We start from the raw sequence: 17,924 nt of genomic DNA, 5'->3' as shown, positions 1-17,924 counted from the left end.
CATCAAAGGCTAGGCCCGTTGATTTTTGGATGCCGGGCTGACTCTTGGCTGGATGTGTCTGACAGATCGTCATCGCGAGCAAGCTCGCTCCCACCCTGGGTTTGCGGTATTTAGACACTATGTGTCCGGCATCAAACCCTGTGGGAGCGAGCTTGCTCGCGATAGCGCCAGTCCATTCACCCCAAAATCAAGCAACCACCCCCACATCCGCCCTCAACCGCAACGCCTCCACCGCCCTGACCGCCACCTGCTCATCCACATCCGAAACATCACCACTGACACCAATCGCCCCCAGCACCCTCCCGTCCTGATCCCTGATCAATACCCCACCCGGGGCCGGTACGACGTTGCCCTGCCCTAACCCATTCAAAGCGGTAAAGAACGCCGGGCGTTGTTGGGCGTCCTGGGCGAGCAGGCGCGAGCCTTTGCCCAGGGCGATAGCGCCCCAGGCCTTGCCGATGGCGATCTGCGGGCGAAGCAGGCTGGCGCCGTCTTCGCGCTGCAAGGCAATCAGGTGTCCGCCACTGTCCAGGACCGCGACGGTCAAGGGCGCAGCGCTGATTTCACGACCGGCGGCAAGGGCTTGCCCGGCCAGGTTGACGGCGATTTTCAAGGTTAGAACGCTCATGGGTGCTGTCCTTCTTTTGTTATGGAAAAGCCTTGCGGCTTCACTTTCAGAAAAACCGAACCTCACAAATAGAACACAACACCACATATTTTTGTATACAATAATTTTCACAAATCGCCTGAATTGATGAAGAACAGCAGCAAAACCTGGTCTTCCGACGAATGAAACAGGCGCTTGAGGAAATGGATTGACCTGCGTCGTTCGCCATGAATACACTCTGCACAAAGCCACTTGTATACAATTACAAAACGTAAGAGGCACAAAACCATGAGCAAAATGAGAGCAATCGAAGCCGCCGTTCTGGTGATGCGCCGTGAAGGCGTGGACACGGCCTTCGGCATCCCGGGTGCCGCGATCAACCCGCTGTACTCCGCCCTGCAGAAGGTGGGTGGCATCGATCATGTCCTCGCTCGCCACGTTGAAGGCGCCTCGCACATGGCCGAGGGTTACACCCGGACCAAGGCCGGCAATATCGGTGTATGCATCGGCACTTCGGGCCCGGCCGGCACCGATATGGTGACCGGGCTCTACAGCGCTTCGGCCGATTCGATCCCGATTCTGTGCATCACCGGGCAAGCCCCCCGCGCCCGCATGCACAAGGAAGACTTTCAGGCTGTGGATATCACCAGCATCGTCAAACCCGTGACCAAGTGGGCAACCACCGTGCTGGAGCCGGGCCAGGTGCCGTATGCCTTCCAGAAGGCGTTCTTCGAGATGCGCTCCGGCCGCCCGGGCCCAGTGCTGATCGACCTGCCGTTCGACGTGCAGATGGCCGAGATCGAGTTCGACATCGACGCCTATCAACCGCTGCCGCTGGCCAAACCCGCGGCCAACCGCGTGCAGATCGAGAAAGCCCTGGCCATGCTCAATCAGGCTGAGCGTCCATTGCTGGTGGCCGGCGGCGGCATCATCAACGCCGATGCCAGCGACCTGCTGGTGGAGTTCGCCGAGCTGACCGGTATCCCGGTCATCCCTACCCTGATGGGCTGGGGCACCATTCCCGACGATCATCCGCAGATGGTCGGCATGGTCGGCCTGCAAACGTCCCACCGCTACGGCAATGCGACCTTGCTCAAGTCCGACGTGGTGCTGGGCGTCGGTAACCGCTGGGCCAACCGTCACACCGGTTCGGTGGACGTCTACACCGAAGGCCGCACGTTCATTCATGTGGACATCGAGCCGACCCAGATCGGCCGTGTCTTCACCCCCGACCTGGGCATCGTTTCCGACGCCGCCTCGGCCTTGACGGTGTTCATCGAAGTGGCCCGCGAATGGCAAGCCGCCGGCAAGCTGAAAAACCGTAGCGCCTGGCTGCAGGACTGCCAGCAACGCAAGGCCAGCCTGCAGCGCAAGACTCACTTCGACAACGTGCCGGTCAAGCCACAGCGGGTGTACGAAGAAATGAACCAGGTGTTCGGCAAGGACACCTGCTACGTCAGCACCATCGGCCTGTCGCAGATCGCCGGGGCGCAGTTCCTCCACGTCTACAAACCACGCCACTGGATCAACTGCGGCCAGGCCGGTCCCTTGGGTTGGACCATTCCGGCGGCGCTGGGGGTGGTCAAGGCCGATCCGAGCCGCAAGGTCGTGGCGCTGTCGGGCGACTATGATTTCCAGTTCATGATCGAAGAGCTGGCGGTGGGTGCGCAGTTCAAGCTGCCCTACATCCATGTGGTGGTGAACAATTCCTACCTGGGCCTGATTCGCCAGGCCCAGCGCGGGTTCGACATGGACTATTGCGTGCAACTGTCCTTCGACAACCTCAACGCCCCGGAACTCAACGGCTATGGCGTGGACCACGTTGCCGTGGCCGAGGGCCTGGGGTGCAAGGCGCTGCGGGTGTTCGAACCGGCTGGTATCCAACCGGCGCTGCGCCAGGCCCAAGCGATGATCGAGGAGTTCAAGGTGCCGGTGATCGTCGAGATCATCCTGGAGCGGGTGACCAACATCTCCATGGGCACCGAGATCAATGCCGTCAATGAGTTTGAAGACTTGGCGCTTGTGGGCAACGATGCACCGACCGCCATTTCGTTGCTCGATTGACCGACCGGCGTCCCTGTGGGAGCGAGCTTGCTCGCGATGACGGCGCTACATTCAACCTGGATGCAAGCAGACACACCGCTATCGCGAGCAAGCTCGCTCCCACAGGGGGCCTGATAAATACTCACAGGAGACCACCATGCCGCGTTTCGCCGCCAACCTGTCCATGCTGTTCACCGAGCAGGATTTCCTCGCCCGTTTCGAAGCCGCCGCCAAGGCTGGCTTCAGTGGTGTCGAATACCTGTTCCCCTATGACTACAGCTCCGCCGAACTCAAGGCCTTGCTCGACGCCAACGGCCTGACCCAAGTGCTGTTCAACCTGCCGGCCGGCGACTGGGCCAAGGGCGAGCGCGGCATTGCCTGCCTGCCGGATCGGGTCGAGGAGTTCCGCGCCGGTGTCGACCTGGCCATCGCCTACGCCCAGGTGCTGGGCAACACGCAGGTCAACTGCCTCTCGGGGATTAGTCCGCAGAACTGCAGTGAAACCCTGGTGGAGAAAACCTTCGTCGCCAACCTGAAATACGCCGCCGAAAAGTTGCAGGCCAAAGGCATCAAGCTGGTGATGGAAGCCATCAATACCCGCGACATTCCTGGCTTCTACCTGAACAACACCGCCCAGGCCTTGTCGATCCGGGAGCAGGTGGGCAGCGCCAACCTGTTCCTGCAATACGACATCTACCACATGCAGATCATGGAAGGTGACCTGGCCCGGACCCTATCGGCACACCTGGGCGAGATCAACCATGTGCAACTGGCGGACAACCCGGGCCGCAACGAGCCGGGCACGGGGGAAATCAACTACCGCTTCCTGTTCGAACACCTGGACCGCATCGGCTACCAGGGTTGGGTCGGCTGTGAATACAAGCCGCTGACCACCACCGAAGCAGGCCTGGGCTGGCTGAAAACCCATAACGCGATCTGACGCAGTTTCCCCCTGTGGGAGCGAGCTTGCTCGCGATGGCGTCAGTCCAGTCACTCATTTCCTGGCTGACACACCGTCATCGCGAGCAAGCTCGCTCCCACAGAAAAGCACTCCCTCATTTGCTTGAAGCAATACAAAAACAAGAGGATTTTCCCATGGCTAAAATCGGATTCATTGGCACCGGCATCATGGGCCACCCCATGGCACTGAACCTGCAAAAGGCCGGTCACAGCCTGTTCCTGTCCCAGCACCACGACGCGGCTCCGACCGACCTGCTGGCCGGTGGCGCGGTGGCGTTGGCCAACCCGAAGGAAGTGGCCCAGGAAGCCGAGTTCATCATCGTCATGGTCCCGGACACGCCGCAGGTCGACGACGTGCTGTTCCGCGCCGACGGCGTGGCGGCGGGCGTGGGCGCGGGCAAGGTGGTGATCGACATGAGTTCGATCTCCCCCACCGCCACCAAGGCGTTCGCGGCGAAGATCAATGAAAAAGGCGCGCAGTACCTCGATGCCCCGGTCTCCGGTGGTGAAGTCGGTGCCAAGGCTGCGACCCTGAGCATCATGGTCGGTGGCGACAACGCCGCCTTCGAGCGTGCCCTGCCGCTGTTCCAGGCCATGGGCAAGAACATCACCCTGGTGGGCGGCAATGGCGATGGCCAGACCGCCAAAGTGGCGAACCAGATCATCGTCGCCCTGAACATCCAGGCGGTGGCCGAAGCGTTGTTGTTCGCCGCGAAAAACGGTGCCGACCCGGCCAAGGTCCGTGAAGCACTGATGGGCGGTTTCGCGTCGTCGAAGATCCTCGAAGTGCACGGTGAACGCATGATCAAGGGCACCTTCGACCCGGGCTTCCGCATCAGCCTGCACCAGAAGGACCTGAACCTGGCCCTGCAAGGCGCCAAGGAGCTGAACATCAACCTGCCCAACACCGCCAACGCCCAACAAGTGTTCAGCACCTGCGCGGCCATTGGCGGCAGCAACTGGGATCACTCGGCGCTGATCAAGGGGTTGGAGCATATGGCCAATTTCTCGATTCGCGACAAATAGACCCTGCCCCCCTGTGGGAGCGAGCTTGCTCGCGATAACGGTGGCCCAGCCAACATCGTTGCTGAATGTAAAGCCGCTATCGCGAGCAAGCTCGCTCCCACAGGGTTCGCATCAACACTAATAATAAAAACCGGGAGCCCGCCATGTCGGTCGATCCGCAACAACTGCTGCGCGAGCTGTTTGCCACAGCCATCGATGCGGCCCATCCGCACCACGTCCTTGAACACTACCTGCCCAGCGACCGCAGCGGCCGAGTGATCGTCATTGGCGCCGGCAAGGCCGCGGCGGCCATGGCGCAAGTGGTCGAGCGCTGCTGGCAGGGTGAGGTGTCCGGCCTGGTGGTGACCCGCTACGGCCATGGCGCGCCCTGCCAGAAAATCGAAGTAGTGGAAGCCGCCCACCCGGTGCCTGACGCCGCGGGCCTGGCCGTGGCCCAGCGAGTACTGGAGCTGGTGAGCAATCTCAGCGAAGACGACCGGGTGATCTTTCTGTTGTCCGGCGGCGGCTCCGCCCTGCTCGCCTTGCCAGCCGAAGGCATCACCCTGGCCGACAAGCAATCGATCAACAAAGCCTTGCTCAAGTCCGGTGCGACCATCGGCGAGATGAATTGCGTGCGCAAGCACCTCTCGGCAATCAAGGGCGGGCGCCTGGGCAAGGCCTGCTGGCCGGCGACGGTGTACACCTACGCGATTTCCGATGTGCCGGGCGACCTGGCCACGGTCATCGCATCCGGCCCCACGGTGGCCGACCCCAGTACATCGGCCGAAGCCCTAGCGATTCTCCAGCGCTACCGCATCGATGTGCCGGCATCGGTGCGCGACTGGCTGCACAGCCCAGCGTCGGAAACCGTCAAGCCCGGCGACCCGAGCCTGGCCCGCAGCCACTTCCAATTGATCGCCCGTCCCCAGCAATCCCTGGAAGCCGCAGCCGTGAAGACTCGCCAAGCCGGTTTCAGCCCGTTGATCCTCGGCGACCTGGAAGGCGAATCCCGGGAGGTGGCGAAAGTCCACGCCGGCATTGCCCGGCAAATCGCCTTGCACGGCCAGCCGCTGGCGGCGCCGTGCGTGATTCTCTCCGGCGGCGAAACCACCGTCACCGTGCGCGGCGATGGCCGTGGCGGGCGCAATGCCGAATTCCTGCTGAGCCTGACGGACAGCCTCAAGGGCCATCCCGGCATTTATGCACTGGCTGGCGACACCGACGGCATCGACGGTTCCGAAGACAACGCCGGCGCCCTCATGACCCCGGACAGCTATCGCCGCGCCACCGAACGGGGCCTGTGCGCCAGCGACGAGTTGGATAACAACAATGGCTACGGCTACTTCGCCGCCCTGGATGCGCTGATCGTCACTGAACCGACCCGCACCAACGTCAACGACTTTCGCGCCATCCTGATCCTCGAGAACCCCCAACATGACGCCTGATAAAAAGGTCAAGATCCTCGCGACCCTCGGCCCCGCCACCCGTGGCATCGATGACATCCGCGAGCTGGTACAGGCCGGCGTGAACATCTTCCGCCTGAACTTCAGCCACGGCGACCATGCCGACCACGCCCAGCGCTACCAGTGGATTCGTGACGTCGAGCAGCAGCTCAATTACCCCCTGGGCATCCTGATGGACCTGCAAGGCCCGAAGCTGCGGGTTGGCCAATTCGCCGACGGCAAGGTCCTGCTGCAACGGGGCCAGGCCCTGCGCCTGGACCTGGACCCGACGCCGGGTGATCAACGCCGGGTCAACCTGCCCCACCCGGAAATCATCGCGGCCCTGGAGCCCGGCATGGACCTGCTGCTGGACGACGGCAAGTTGCGCCTGCGCGTGACCGCCAGGCACCGCGATGCCATCGACACCGAAGTGCTCAACGGCGGCGAGCTGTCGGACCGCAAAGGCGTGAACGTGCCCCAGGCCGTGCTCGACCTGAGCCCGTTGACCGCCAAGGACCGGCGCGACTTGAGTTTCGGCCTGGAGCTGGGCGTGGACTGGGTAGCGTTGTCGTTCGTGCAGCGGCCCGAGGACATCCGCGAGGCCCGCGCGCTGATCGGCAACAAGGCGTTCCTGATGGCGAAGATCGAGAAACCGTCGGCGGTGACCCAACTGCGGGAAATCGCCGAATTGAGCGACGCGATCATGGTCGCCCGCGGCGACCTGGGGGTCGAAGTCCCGGCCGAAAGCGTGCCGCAGATTCAGAAAAACATCATTGGCACCTGCCGCGCCCTGGGCAAACCGGTGGTGGTGGCCACCCAGATGCTCGAGTCGATGCGTTTTTCCCCGGCGCCCACCCGCGCCGAAGTCACTGACGTTGCCAACGCCGTGGCCGAGGGGGCTGATGCGGTGATGCTGTCGGCGGAAACCGCTTCAGGGGATTACCCCCTTGAAGCCGTGCAGATGATGAGCAAGATCATCCGCCAGGTGGAAAACGGTCCCGACTACCAGGCGCAACTGGACGTCAGCCGAGCGAAAGCCGAGGCCACGGTGTCGGATGCCATCAGCTGCGCGATCCGGCGCATCAGCAGCATCCTGCCGGTGGCGGTGCTGGTGAACTACAGCGAATCAGGCAGCTCCAGCCTGCGCGCGGCGCGGGAACGGCCGACGGTGCCGATCCTCAACCTCACGCCGAACCTGCAGGCCGCCCGCCGCCTGACGGTGGCCTGGGGCGTGCATTCGGTGGTCAATGATCGGTTGAAGCAGGTGGACGAAGTCTGTTCCACCGCCCTGGAAATCGCCCAGGCCCAAGGCATGGCCCAGCGTGGCGATACCTTGCTGATCACCGCGGGCGTACCGTTCGGGCAGCCGGGGTCGACCAATTCGCTGCGCATCGAGACGTTGATCTAGCGTCTGTACTGGCCTCATCGCGAGCAAGCTCGCTCCCACAGGGGGCTGCGGTGCCCTTGTGGGAGCGAGCTTGCTCGCGATGAAGTCGACTCGGTCCCTCTGACACACACCTACCATGCCCAACACCCACTGCCCCGACTGGGCCACCGCCCTGCTCAACGGCTTCAGCCAAGTCTTTCTCCAGCGCCATCCGCTGTGCGGCCTGCTGTGCCTGTTGGCGATTCTGCTCACGGCGCCCGCCCTGTTCGGCGGCGCGTTGCTCGGCGGTGTGGCCGGGTTGTTGACGGCCCAGCGACGCGGTTACCCCAAGGCCGACCGGCAAGCCGGGCTGTTCAGCTACAACGGCATCCTGCTGGGCCTGCTGCTGAGCCTGGCGTTGCCCTGGTCCGTCCTGTTGCCACCGTTGATCATCGCCGCGGGTGGCCTCAGCGCGATGCTGACCCAGCAATGGCTCAAGCACACCCGAGGCCCTCGTTGCCTGCCCGCCTACACCGCGCCCTTTGTCGGGCTGGCTTGGCTGCTGATGGGTTTCACCCTGCCGCAGCCCGCCGCCACCTCGATTGAAATGACCCTGCCCAACCTGCTGGCCGCGCTTCTGAGCGGACTGGGCCAGGTCATGTTTCTCGGCCACCCAGCGGCCGGCGCGCTGATCGCCGTCGGTCTGCTGCTGGCCAACCGGCGCGCCGGCGCTTGGGCATTGTTCGCTTCCGCGGTCGGCCTGGCCTTCACCCTATCGCAGCATGAAAACGCAACCGCCCTGTCCGGGCTGGGCGGCTACAACCCGGTATTGGTGGCGCTGGCCCTCAGCCAACAGCGCCGCCCATGGCTGCCGCTGATGGGCATCGTCCTGGCGGTCATGCTCACGCCAGGCTTTACCGCCCTAGGCCTGCCTCCCCTGACAGCGCCGTTCATCCTCGCCTGCTGGCTGATCCAGGCCACCGGCCGGGCGTGGCGTCAGGCCAGCCTCGACATCGCGCCTTGCGCTGTACGGGACAATCACCCTAGGCTTCGCTGATTCCGGTTCAGGCGAAGATTATGCAAAGCAGCGACAACTGGCGTGAACGCCTCTACGTGATCATTTTCCAGACCGACACCGTGGCCGGCCGGCGCTTCGACAGCACCCTGCTGTTGATCATCCTCGCCAGCCTGGTGATCGTGATGCTCGACAGCATCGACAGCGTGCACAAGAACTATGCGGCCCTGCTGGCGGCTATCGAGTGGGGCTTCACGTTCATCTTCATCGTCGAATACGGCCTGCGCCTGTACTGCTCGCCCAAGCCGCTGCGCTATGCCTTCAGCTTCTACGGCCTGGTGGATCTGCTGGCGATCGTGCCGGGGATCCTGGCGCTCTACTACAGCGATGCCCAGTACCTGCTGATCATTCGGATCATCCGCATGCTGCGGATTTTCCGCGTGCTCAAGCTCAGCCCTTACCTCAAGCAAGCCAACTACCTGATGGCGGCGCTGCGCGGGAGCAAGCAGAAAATCATCGTGTTCCTGGTCAGCGTCTCGACCCTGGTGACCGTCTTCGGCACGCTGATGTACGTCATCGAAGGCCCCGAGCACGGTTTCACCAGCATCCCCAAGGGTATCTATTGGGCTATCGTGACACTGACCACCGTAGGCTTCGGCGACATCGTGCCCAAGACGCCCCTGGGCCAAGTGGTGTCGTCCCTGGTGATGATCACCGGTTACTCGATCATCGCCGTGCCAACGGGTATTTTCACGGCTGAACTGGCCACGGCCATGCGCGGTGACCAGCTCAAGCACGATTGCCCGGTGTGCAGCAAAAACAACCACGACCACGGCGCCGCTTTCTGCTCCCGTTGTGGCAATGCACTGTTTAAGAAGTTGGAATAAGCAAAGCACTTTTTGATGCTTGAAGGTCTATAGGCTTGCAGATAGTGTGCTGGCTAATTGCCCGGAACCCCCGTTCAAATAAAAAGGAATTCGTAAGTGAAGAACTTCTTTGGCGCCTCCCTTCTCGCCGCCGGCCTGACCTTCGGCAGCCTGGCCCACGCCGCCCCGACCCTGCTTAACGTTTCCTACGACGTCATGCGCGACTTCTACAAGGACTACAACACAGCCTTCCAGAAGCACTGGCAGGCCGAGCACAACGAAAACATCACCGTGCAAATGTCATTCGGCGGCTCCAGCAAACAGGCGCGCTCGGTGATCGACGGGCTGCCGGCGGATGTCATCACCATGAACATGGCCACCGACATCAACGCCCTGGCGGACAATGGCAAACTGGTGCCCGAGAACTGGGTCACCCGCCTGCCGAACAACAGCGCGCCGTTCACCTCGGCCACGGTATTCATCGTGCGCAAAGGCAACCCGAAAGCACTGAAGGACTGGCCCGACCTGCTCAAGGACGGTGTGCAGGTGATCGTGCCCAACCCGAAAACCTCCGGCAACGGTCGCTACACCTACCTGTCGGCCTGGGGTTATGTGCTGAAAAATGGCGGTGACGAGAACAAGGCCAAGGCCTTCGTCGGCAAACTGTTCAAGCAGGCGCCGGTCCTGGACACTGGCGGTCGCGCCGCGACGACCACCTTCATGACCAACCAGATCGGCGACGTGCTGGTGACCTTTGAAAACGAGGCGGAAATGATCGCCCGCGAGTTCGGCCGCGATCAGTTCGAAGTGATCTACCCAAGCGTTTCCGCCGAAGCCGAGCCACCGGTGAGCGTGGTCGACAAAGTCGTCGAGAAGAAAGGCTCCCGCGAAGCGGCAGAGGCCTACCTCAAGTACCTGTGGTCGCCCGAAGGCCAGGAAATCGCCGCCGCCAACTACCTGCGCCCACGGGACCCGGCAGTACTGGCCAAATACACCGACCGCTTCCCGAAAGTGGACTTCCTGTCCGTGGAAAAAACCTTCGGCGACTGGCGCACGGTGCAGAAGACTCACTTCAATGACGGTGGGATTTTCGACCAGATCTACAGCGGGCAATAAGAGAGAACAAGCTGTACGCGATCCTGTGGCAAGGGGATCTGTGGGAGCAAAGCTTGCTCGCGATGAAAACAGCGCGGTACCTCTGGAACCGAGGTGCCTGTATCGCGGGCAAGCCTTGCTCCCACACAGGCTTGCCCCGACCAAACAAGCTTTGCTCCCACAGATCCCCTTGGCACAGGATCTTCCCAGCGCCCTTGTACGCCCCATCATCAACCGCAAGCATGTCTGATATCAGCCGCAAAGCCTGTTCCTGAGCCCTGCAAGTCTTTAGCCTCGCGCCATCCTTTCAATTGATCGATGAGATTGCCATGAGTGCTCATTCACCCACCTCGCCCGGAAGCTCCCTGACCCGCGGCATGGTCCTGCTCTTCGCCTTCTGCTGCGGCGCCATTGTCGCCAACATCTACTACGCCCAACCCATCATCGAACTGATCGCACCCGATGTCGGCCTGAGCAGCACCATGGCCAGCCTGATCGTCTCGCTGACCCAGATCGGTTATGCCCTGGGCCTGTTTTTCCTGGTGCCGTTGGGTGACTTGCTGGAGAACCGTCGGCTGATGATTCTCACCACGCTGGTGGCGATTGCCAGCCTGTTGGGGGCGGCGTTCACTGACCAGCCGAATGTGTTCCTGCTGGTCTCGCTGCTGGTGGGATTCAGTTCGGTGTCGGTGCAAGTCCTGATTCCGCTGGCCGCGCACCTGGCACCGGAGGAATCCCGGGGGCGGGTCGTCGGTGGGATCATGGGCGGCCTGCTGCTCGGGATCCTGCTGGCGCGGCCGGTCTCCAGCGTCGTGGCCGATCACTTCGGCTGGCGGGCCATGTTCATCATCGCCGCCGCGTTGATGGCCGCGATCAGCATCGTCCTGGCGCTGACCGTGCCCAAGCGCCAGCCCGACCATAGCGCCTCTTATGGCCAACTGCTGGGTTCGCTCGGCACCCTGCTGCGCCAACAACCGCTGTTGCGCCAACGGGCGTTCTACCAAGCCTGCATGTTCGCCACGTTCAGCCTGTTCTGGACTGCCGTGCCGCTGGAACTGTCACGCAACCATGGCCTGTCCCAGACTGAAATCGCCTTGTTCGCCCTGGTCGGCGCCATTGGTGCCATCGCCGCGCCCATCGCCGGTCGCCTGGCGGATGCCGGCCATACCCGCAACGCCTCGCTGCTGGCGATGCTGTTCGCCAGCCTGAGTTTCCTGCCGGCGTTCATCTATCCGCTCTACAGCGTGATCGGCCTGGCGGTGACCGGCGTGGTCCTGGACTTCTGCGTGCAGATGAACATGGTCCTGGGCCAGCGCACCATCTACGCCCTCGACGCCAAGAGTCGCAGCCGGCTGAATGCGCTGTATATGACCAGCATCTTCGTTGGTGGCGCCTTTGGCTCATCGATTGCCAGTGCGGTGTACGAGCACGGCGGCTGGTTGTGGGTGGTGATCGTCGGCAGCGCCTTCCCGCTGTTGGCCTTGCTGCGCTTCTTGAGTGCCTCGCGCAAGCCGTCCCTGGCCACGGCCTGAAACCCCACCCATAAAAAATGCCCGGTCGCTCAAGGCGACCGGGCATTTTCATGGAGCGGTCAAATCCGCACGTTGCCACGCGGCCCGGCAATCGCCCAGATGATCAGGCCCAGGACCGGCAGCAGCAGGATCAGCAGCACCCAGAGAATTTTCATCCCGGTTTCCGCGCCACTCTTGAGTACATTGATGATCGCCCAGATATCGAGCGCCAGGATAATCAGGCCGACCAGGCCGTTGAAGGTGGAACCCATGGTGTCGCTCCCAAATGGTGATAGGCACCCTTAGGATAGCGGGCCCCAGGCAAGGGTTCCGTTTTATTGCTTCAGACGTGGACCGCGACCTTGAGAGCTTCCAAGGCCGGCGCGGCGGCGATGCCGACTTCGGCACACAGTTCCAGCACCCGCGGCACGTCGTTGCCGTACACCAGCACCATTTGCAATTCATCGTCGAGCAACTGGCTGAAGTTCATCAGCACGTAGCCGCCGTTTTCCTTGTTCAGGCTGCTCATCTGGATCTGGATGCGGTTGAGCGCGGTCAGGGCTTCGGTTTTCGCCAGCTGCTTGGGCTTGAGATTGAACGCCACGCCAGGGCCGAACGAGGCGACGATCTGTTCGAACAGGTCCACGTAGGTGTCGGCCTGGAACAGCACGGTGTCCGGCAGGCTGCCCACCACCACCCACTCACCCAACGGGATCGGGAATGTGTCGTCGTAGTTGATATCGGGGTTGGCGGTCAGGAAAGCCGTCGGATCGGCGTAGGCCTGGGTCGCTTCGTCAGCGATTTTCGCGATGTCCGCCTCGCCGAGGCAGCCGGAGCTGATTTTACCGATGAGTTCGATGAGGGCGGCTTTCATGGGGGTGAATCCTGTGGCGAAGGGTGTCTTGAGGGCGGGCAGGATAGCGCATCACATCGGTCTGTAGGAGCTGCCGAGCGAAGCGAGGCTGCGATCTTTTGATCTTGATCTTTCGCTTGAGATTCAACAGTCAGGCGAAAGATCGCAGCCTCGCTTCGCTCGTCAGCTCCTACAGGGCCAACATCTTTTCCAACTGCGCCGTGGTGTCCACCGCGCCCATGGTCCTGGCGGCATCGAGGGCCGAGACGCCGTTGGCGTCCTTGGCTTTCGGGTCGGCGCCTTTGCCGATCAGGTAGTCGACGATTTCCACCCGGTTGAACATCGCCGCCATCATCAAGGCGGTACGGCCATCGAAGGACGCGCCTTCCACTTGCGCGCCGCCGTCCACCAACGCCGAGACCACTGCCAGGTCGCCCTTGAACGCCGCGCCGGCAATCGGGCTCTGGCCGTTGTCGTTGCGGATTTCCGGATCGGCCTTGTGCTCCAGCAGCACTTTCACCGTTTCCACATGCCCGTGGTAAGCGGCCAGCATCAACAGGGTGTCGCCTTTGTGATTGCGCAGGTTGGGCGGCAGGCCCTTGCTCAGGAGCGCGGCCATCATGGCCGCGTCGCCCTGGCGTGCGACGTTGAACACCTGCTCGGCAAACTCGGCAGCCTCTTCCGGGGTCATCTGGCGGCTTGTATCGGACATGGGAAACTCCACTCGGGTCTTCGCAAAGCGGCTAGTTTCCCGAGGGACCCGGGCGCTGTCATCCCTTTTTTCACTGTGCCCGCCATAGCCAGAATCAATAACGCAATTGTCCGCCCTGGATCCGCACCGCGAGTTGCCGGTCCACCCGCACGTACGTATCGGTACCCGGCAACCAGGCATAGACCGGCTCATCCCCGGCGACGCACGGGTCGAACCCTTCAGCCTTGAGGCGCGTCTTCCGGTACTTGAAGGTGCCGGTAGTGTCCATCTTCACCTTGATGCGCAGGAACAGCGGCACGGCATAGGCGGGCAACTTGCATTGCAAGAATTGCAGCAGCTCGCTGAAGTCCAGGGTCGCCAGGGATTCGGCCGGGGTGATCGCCGCCATGCCGGCACGGCCATTGGTGCCATTGATCTCCACGCCATAAGCCACCGCCTCAGCCACCTGCGGGTGTTGCAGCAAGACGTTTTCGACTTCCGTGGTGGAGACGTTTTCGCCTTTCCAGCGATAGGTGTCGCCGAGGCGATCGACGAACTGCCCATGCCCGAAGCCGATGTTGCGCAGCAGGTCTCCGGTGTTGAAATAGCGGTCGCCGGGAATGAAGACATCCCGGCAGATGGTTTTTTCGGTCAAGGCTTGCTCGGTGTAGCCGTCCAGTGGCGCCTTCTCGTCGATCCGCGCCAGCAGCAGGCCCGGTTGGCCCTTGGGCACTTTTTGCATGCGACCTTGCAGGTTGCGCAACGGCAGGCCACTGGCATGGTCGTACTGCACCAATTCCCAGCCCATCAGGGAGAACCCGACGGTGTTGTCGAAATTCAGGATGTTGGTGAAGCCGATATTGCCGTCGCTGGCCGCATACAGCTCGCAGATATGATCGATACCGAAACGCGTCTTGAAGGCCGACCAGGCCCCGGGCCGCAGGCCGTTGCCGATCATTTTCTTCGCACCGTGGTGGCGGTCATCGGCAACGACGGGTTGGTCGATCAGGTAGCGGCACAACTCACCGACATAACCCAGTGTGGTCGCCCGGTAACGGCGTACGTCGCTCCAGAACTGGCTGGCGCTGAACTTGCGTCGAATCGCAAACCCCGATGCGCCACAGATCGCCGCGCCCCAACACACGCACAGGCCGGTGGCGTGGTACAGCGGCAAGGTGCAATAGACGACATCGTCGGGCTGCATGTCCAGGGCGATCAGGCCGAAGCTGGTGGAGGTGCGCATCCAGCGACCATGGCGAAACACCCCGGCCTTGGGCAGTCCGGTGGTGCCCGAGGTGTAGAGGTAAAAACACGGATCGTTGCAGAAAACCTCCCGGCTGCACGCCGGGTTATCGTCCGGGTAAGCCTCGCAACCGGCCATCAGGTCGACGAAACCAGACGGCACATCGACGCCGTCCTGATCCGCCAGCCACCAGGTCCTGTCGCCCGGCAGTGCGGTGCGCGCTCGCACATCGTTGAAAGCCGCGACCCGCTCATCCCCGACCACCACCGCGATCGGGTTGACCAGGGCCAGGCTGTGCACCAGTGCATCGCCGGTTTGCGAGGTGTTGAGCATGGCACTGACCGCGCCAACCTTGGCCATCGCCAGCACGCTGATCAACAACTGCGGCCGGTTCTCGACGAATATCGCCACACAGTCGCCCTTGCCGATGCCTTGGGCCAACAGGTAATGGGCGACGCGATTGGCCTGCGCGTTGACCTGTGCATAACTCAACACCGTATCGCCATACAGCAGCGCCGGGCCCTGGGGATTGCGTCGGGTGGCCTGTTCGAAACACCAGCCCAGGCCACAAGGTTGGGTCGGGTCCAGGACATTGGCCAGCTTCCTGCCCTTGACGATCCGGGGAACGGCTCTGGCGATGGCTGGCAGCTTGCGCAGCATCATGCCCCAGGTAATGGCGTCGCTGGGTGTACGACTCATGGTGATCTTCCCCGTTCGACCTCGTGGGTCTCGGTTCTTGTTATCGGGCTGGCAGTGATTTTGGCTCGAAAGTACGCTGGCGGTCGCGGCGCTGTACATGCGGTTTTTGCAATGTTTTGTATCTGCTGCCCGAGGTAGGCGAAGCGTGAGCGCCGCAAAACGATTTGGTTCCAAATATCGTTGCCCGACCACGCAAAATGCAGGATGCACGATGGCCGTTCATGCAAGATGCACGAAAGCGAAAATAAAGAAAAAACGTAACATGTTGTTTTTAAAGTGATTTTTAAAATGCCAAATGCTGGCACAGACAGTGCAACCACCCCTCCACGGTTTGCCACACCATGGAGCAGTCAACTATGAACATGATTCAAGAAAAGTTTGCATCCCTGTTTTCCAACTACGAAGTGACCACTCAGCCCCGCCCGGATGGCGGCATTCTGCTGACCTTGCGCAATAGCGACGGCAAGCTGTTCAAACGCACGATTTCCTATGCTCAATTGCACGCGGGGGATCAGTTGTCCTGGGCGATCAGCGCGATCCGTCGCGACTTGGCCGAACAGGCCAGCGAGTTGCCACAGATCACGCTGTTGCAGAGCCAGCATCGGTTTGCGCTGCCGACTTACCATAGCGCTTGAGTCTGCCGGACACTCGCGTTGCTGTTGACTGGGAAAACGGCGCTTCTTTCAGAAATGGGAAGCGCCGTTTTTTTGCGTCTTGAAAAAGCCCGCCGTGTTCCGGGCGATGGGCGGGCATATCCGTTCGGCGGTAACGGCCACTCACTTTGAACGCAGGTCAGTCTTCCAGGCGAGGAAACCGGCGAGCGATATCATCGCCGGTGAACTCAGCAGCCCCCCCCTGGGAATCACCAGACAAACGGATCGAAACAAAATGCGGCCGTTCCCCCTTGTCAAACCAATGCGGCGTACCGGCAGGCACTGTTATCAAATCGTTCCTTTCACACAGCACCGCATAGACATAATCGCCAATGTGCAGGTTAAACAACCCCCGACCGCTGACGAAAAATCGTACCTCGTCCTGGCCATGGCGATATTCATCAAGCCACTCGGCCTGCGGCTCGACCTGTTCGGTGTGATCGCTGCTCACGCTGACCACATCGACCGCAACGTAACCCCGCTCAGTCATCAACGCATCGATCTGAGCCTGGTAAGCCGCAATGATGTCCTCCTCGCTGGCCCCCGGCTGAATTTTCGCCGACGCTTCCCAACGATCAAAGCGAACGCCTTGTTCCGCCAGGGTCGCGGCAATGTCCTCGAAATGAGTCAACACCTTGTTCGGAATGTCAGGGCTCGAGACGTGATAAACGGACAGGCTGCTCATGACAATGGCTCCAGCAAATTAATGGTTCGAAGGCTCATGGCCGGTCCTCTTGCATGCGTGTCGCAATGATAACGGCTGCCGCGAAGGCGGCGAGGCTGGCGAGGCTGAACGTCCAACTGGCGCCCAGGGCGTTCCAGCTGTAGCCGGAGTACAACGCGCCCAAGGCCCCGCCCGTACCGGCCAGCGCGGCATACAGCGCCTGCCCCTGGCCTTGCTGGCGAGGACCGAAGCTGCGTTGCACGAAATGGATGGCCGCGGCGTGAAAGCTGCCGAAGGTCGCCGCATGCAGCACCTGGGCGAACAACAACACCCAGAGGAACTCGGCCAGCGAGCCCAGCAACAGCCAGCGCAACGCCGCCAACAGGAAACTCGCCAGCAGTACCCGGCGCACGGAAAACCGCGCCAGGATCCGGCTCATCAGCAGGAAGATCAAAACTTCCGCCACCACACCGACCGCCCAGAGCAGCCCGATCAAGCCACGACTGTAGCCCAGGCGTTCGAGGTGCAACGTCAGGAAGGTGTAATACGGCCCGTGGCTCACCTGCATCAGGCCCACGCAGGTGTAGAACGCCAGCACGCCAGGGTTGCGCAGTTGCCGCAGGAAGCCCTCCCCCGCGACTCGCGCCCCCTGCAATGGCTGGGCGTTGGGCACCCAGAAGCTGGCAAGGACGATGCCGGCCATGATCAACACCAGCGCCACCGGGTAGATGTCCAGGCTCAGCCATTCGAACAAGCGACCGAGCACGACCACAGTGATGATGAAACCGATGGAGCCCCATAGGCGGACCTGACTGTAGCGCGAGGCCTGCCCGCTCAAATGGGCCAGGGTGATGACTTCGAACTGTGGCAACACCGCGTGCCAGAAGAACGCATGCAGCGCCATGACCATCGCCAGCCAGGCATAGCTTTTATCGATGAAGATCAGCGAGAAGGTCAGCAGCGTGCAGATCGCGCCAAACCGCACGATCGCCAGGCGCCGGCCGGTGTAATCCCCCAGCCAGCCCCAGATGTTCGGCGCCACGCAGCGCATCAACATCGGGATCGCCACCAGCTCACCGATGCGCGCCGCGTTGAAGCCCAAGTGATCGAAATACAGTGCCAGGAACGGCGCCGTCGAACCGAGCAGGGCGAAATAGAACAGATAGAAGCTGGAGAGCCGCCAGTACGGCAGTGCCGCCATGGTCGTCAGG

The 17,924-nt window shown here is 62.0% G+C and carries 17 protein-coding genes; 10 read left to right on the top strand and 7 right to left on the bottom strand.

Annotated features, from left to right (window positions below; genetic code table 11):
• Positions 1 to 187: 187 nt before the first annotated feature.
• Positions 188 to 628, bottom strand: a complete 441-nt coding sequence (locus IB266_RS14660; protein WP_192261614.1) for a GlcG/HbpS family heme-binding protein — start codon at positions 626 to 628, stop codon at positions 188 to 190.
• A 267-nt stretch (positions 629 to 895) separates the two neighbouring features.
• Here IB266_RS14660 and gcl point away from each other — a divergent pair, with 267 nt between their 5' ends.
• From gcl to IB266_RS14615, 9 genes are all read left to right on the top strand, one after another.
• A complete protein-coding gene (gene gcl, locus IB266_RS14655; RefSeq protein ID WP_060741149.1) occupies positions 896 to 2,671 on the top strand; it encodes a glyoxylate carboligase in 1,776 nt (591 codons plus the stop codon).
• A gap of 136 nt (positions 2,672 to 2,807) precedes the next feature.
• Positions 2,808 to 3,590 (top strand): hydroxypyruvate isomerase, encoded by a 783-nt coding sequence (gene hyi / locus IB266_RS14650; protein WP_192261613.1) that lies wholly within the window; start codon positions 2,808 to 2,810, stop codon positions 3,588 to 3,590.
• A gap of 155 nt (positions 3,591 to 3,745) precedes the next feature.
• Positions 3,746 to 4,636: a 2-hydroxy-3-oxopropionate reductase gene (locus IB266_RS14645; protein WP_192261612.1), complete on the top strand. Its 891-nt coding sequence runs from the start codon at positions 3,746 to 3,748 to the stop codon at positions 4,634 to 4,636.
• Positions 4,637 to 4,779: 143 nt separating this feature from the next.
• Positions 4,780 to 6,060: a glycerate kinase gene (locus IB266_RS14640; RefSeq protein ID WP_192261611.1), complete on the top strand. Its 1,281-nt coding sequence runs from the start codon at positions 4,780 to 4,782 to the stop codon at positions 6,058 to 6,060.
• Positions 6,050 to 7,465, top strand: a complete 1,416-nt coding sequence (gene pyk / locus IB266_RS14635) for a pyruvate kinase (RefSeq protein WP_192261610.1) — start codon at positions 6,050 to 6,052, stop codon at positions 7,463 to 7,465. The genes IB266_RS14640 and pyk overlap by 11 nt, the downstream gene beginning before the upstream one ends.
• A 115-nt stretch (positions 7,466 to 7,580) precedes the next feature.
• Complete coding sequence (locus IB266_RS14630; RefSeq protein ID WP_192261609.1) at positions 7,581 to 8,480, top strand: urea transporter; 900 nt, start codon at positions 7,581 to 7,583, stop codon at positions 8,478 to 8,480.
• 20 nt (positions 8,481 to 8,500) lie between these two features.
• Positions 8,501 to 9,325 carry an ion transporter gene (locus IB266_RS14625; protein ID WP_192261608.1) on the top strand — a complete coding sequence of 275 codons (825 nt, stop codon included), beginning with the start codon at positions 8,501 to 8,503 and terminating at the stop codon, positions 9,323 to 9,325.
• A gap of 96 nt (positions 9,326 to 9,421) precedes the next feature.
• A complete protein-coding gene (locus tag IB266_RS14620; RefSeq protein ID WP_192261607.1) occupies positions 9,422 to 10,420 on the top strand; it encodes a sulfate ABC transporter substrate-binding protein in 999 nt (332 codons plus the stop codon).
• 308 nt (positions 10,421 to 10,728) lie between these two features.
• Positions 10,729 to 11,931, top strand: coding sequence for an MFS transporter (locus tag IB266_RS14615; protein ID WP_192261606.1), 1,203 nt, complete (start codon positions 10,729 to 10,731; stop codon positions 11,929 to 11,931).
• Positions 11,932 to 11,990: 59 nt separating this feature from the next.
• Here IB266_RS14615 and IB266_RS14610 read toward each other — a convergent pair whose 3' ends face one another.
• The 4 genes from IB266_RS14610 to IB266_RS14595 form a co-directional block, all read right to left on the bottom strand.
• Complete coding sequence (locus tag IB266_RS14610; RefSeq protein ID WP_003204476.1) at positions 11,991 to 12,182, bottom strand: PLDc N-terminal domain-containing protein; 192 nt, start codon at positions 12,180 to 12,182, stop codon at positions 11,991 to 11,993.
• Positions 12,183 to 12,253: 71 nt separating this feature from the next.
• The gene (locus tag IB266_RS14605) at positions 12,254 to 12,784 is read right to left on the bottom strand and encodes a hypothetical protein (RefSeq protein WP_192261605.1); all 531 of its coding nucleotides are present in this window, start codon (positions 12,782 to 12,784) and stop codon (positions 12,254 to 12,256) included.
• 169 nt (positions 12,785 to 12,953) lie between these two features.
• Positions 12,954 to 13,475: an ankyrin repeat domain-containing protein gene (locus IB266_RS14600; RefSeq protein ID WP_092201755.1), complete on the bottom strand. Its 522-nt coding sequence runs from the start codon at positions 13,473 to 13,475 to the stop codon at positions 12,954 to 12,956.
• Between the two features lie 94 nt (positions 13,476 to 13,569).
• Positions 13,570 to 15,396: a long-chain-acyl-CoA synthetase gene (locus IB266_RS14595; RefSeq protein WP_192261604.1), complete on the bottom strand. Its 1,827-nt coding sequence runs from the start codon at positions 15,394 to 15,396 to the stop codon at positions 13,570 to 13,572.
• 356 nt (positions 15,397 to 15,752) lie between these two features.
• Here IB266_RS14595 and IB266_RS14590 point away from each other — a divergent pair, with 356 nt between their 5' ends.
• The gene (locus IB266_RS14590) at positions 15,753 to 16,031 is read left to right on the top strand and encodes a DUF3509 domain-containing protein (protein ID WP_003204481.1); all 279 of its coding nucleotides are present in this window, start codon (positions 15,753 to 15,755) and stop codon (positions 16,029 to 16,031) included.
• A gap of 157 nt (positions 16,032 to 16,188) precedes the next feature.
• Here the strand turns inward: IB266_RS14590 and IB266_RS14585 are convergent, their stop codons facing one another.
• A complete protein-coding gene (locus IB266_RS14585; protein WP_192261603.1) occupies positions 16,189 to 16,734 on the bottom strand; it encodes a 1,2-dihydroxy-3-keto-5-methylthiopentene dioxygenase in 546 nt (181 codons plus the stop codon).
• Positions 16,735 to 16,768: 34 nt separating this feature from the next.
• Entirely contained in the window at positions 16,769 to 17,914 is a 1,146-nt protein-coding gene (locus IB266_RS14580) for an MFS transporter (RefSeq protein WP_192261602.1), read from the bottom strand.
• Positions 17,915 to 17,924: the final 10 nt, after the last annotated feature.

This window comes from Pseudomonas sp. Pdm06 (assembly GCF_014851795.1).
GTDB classification, from domain to species: Bacteria; Pseudomonadota; Gammaproteobacteria; order Pseudomonadales; family Pseudomonadaceae; genus Aquipseudomonas; species Aquipseudomonas fluorescens_AA.
The sequence above is the reverse complement of the archived record's forward strand: the minus strand, read 5'-3'. Positions and strand labels throughout refer to the sequence as shown.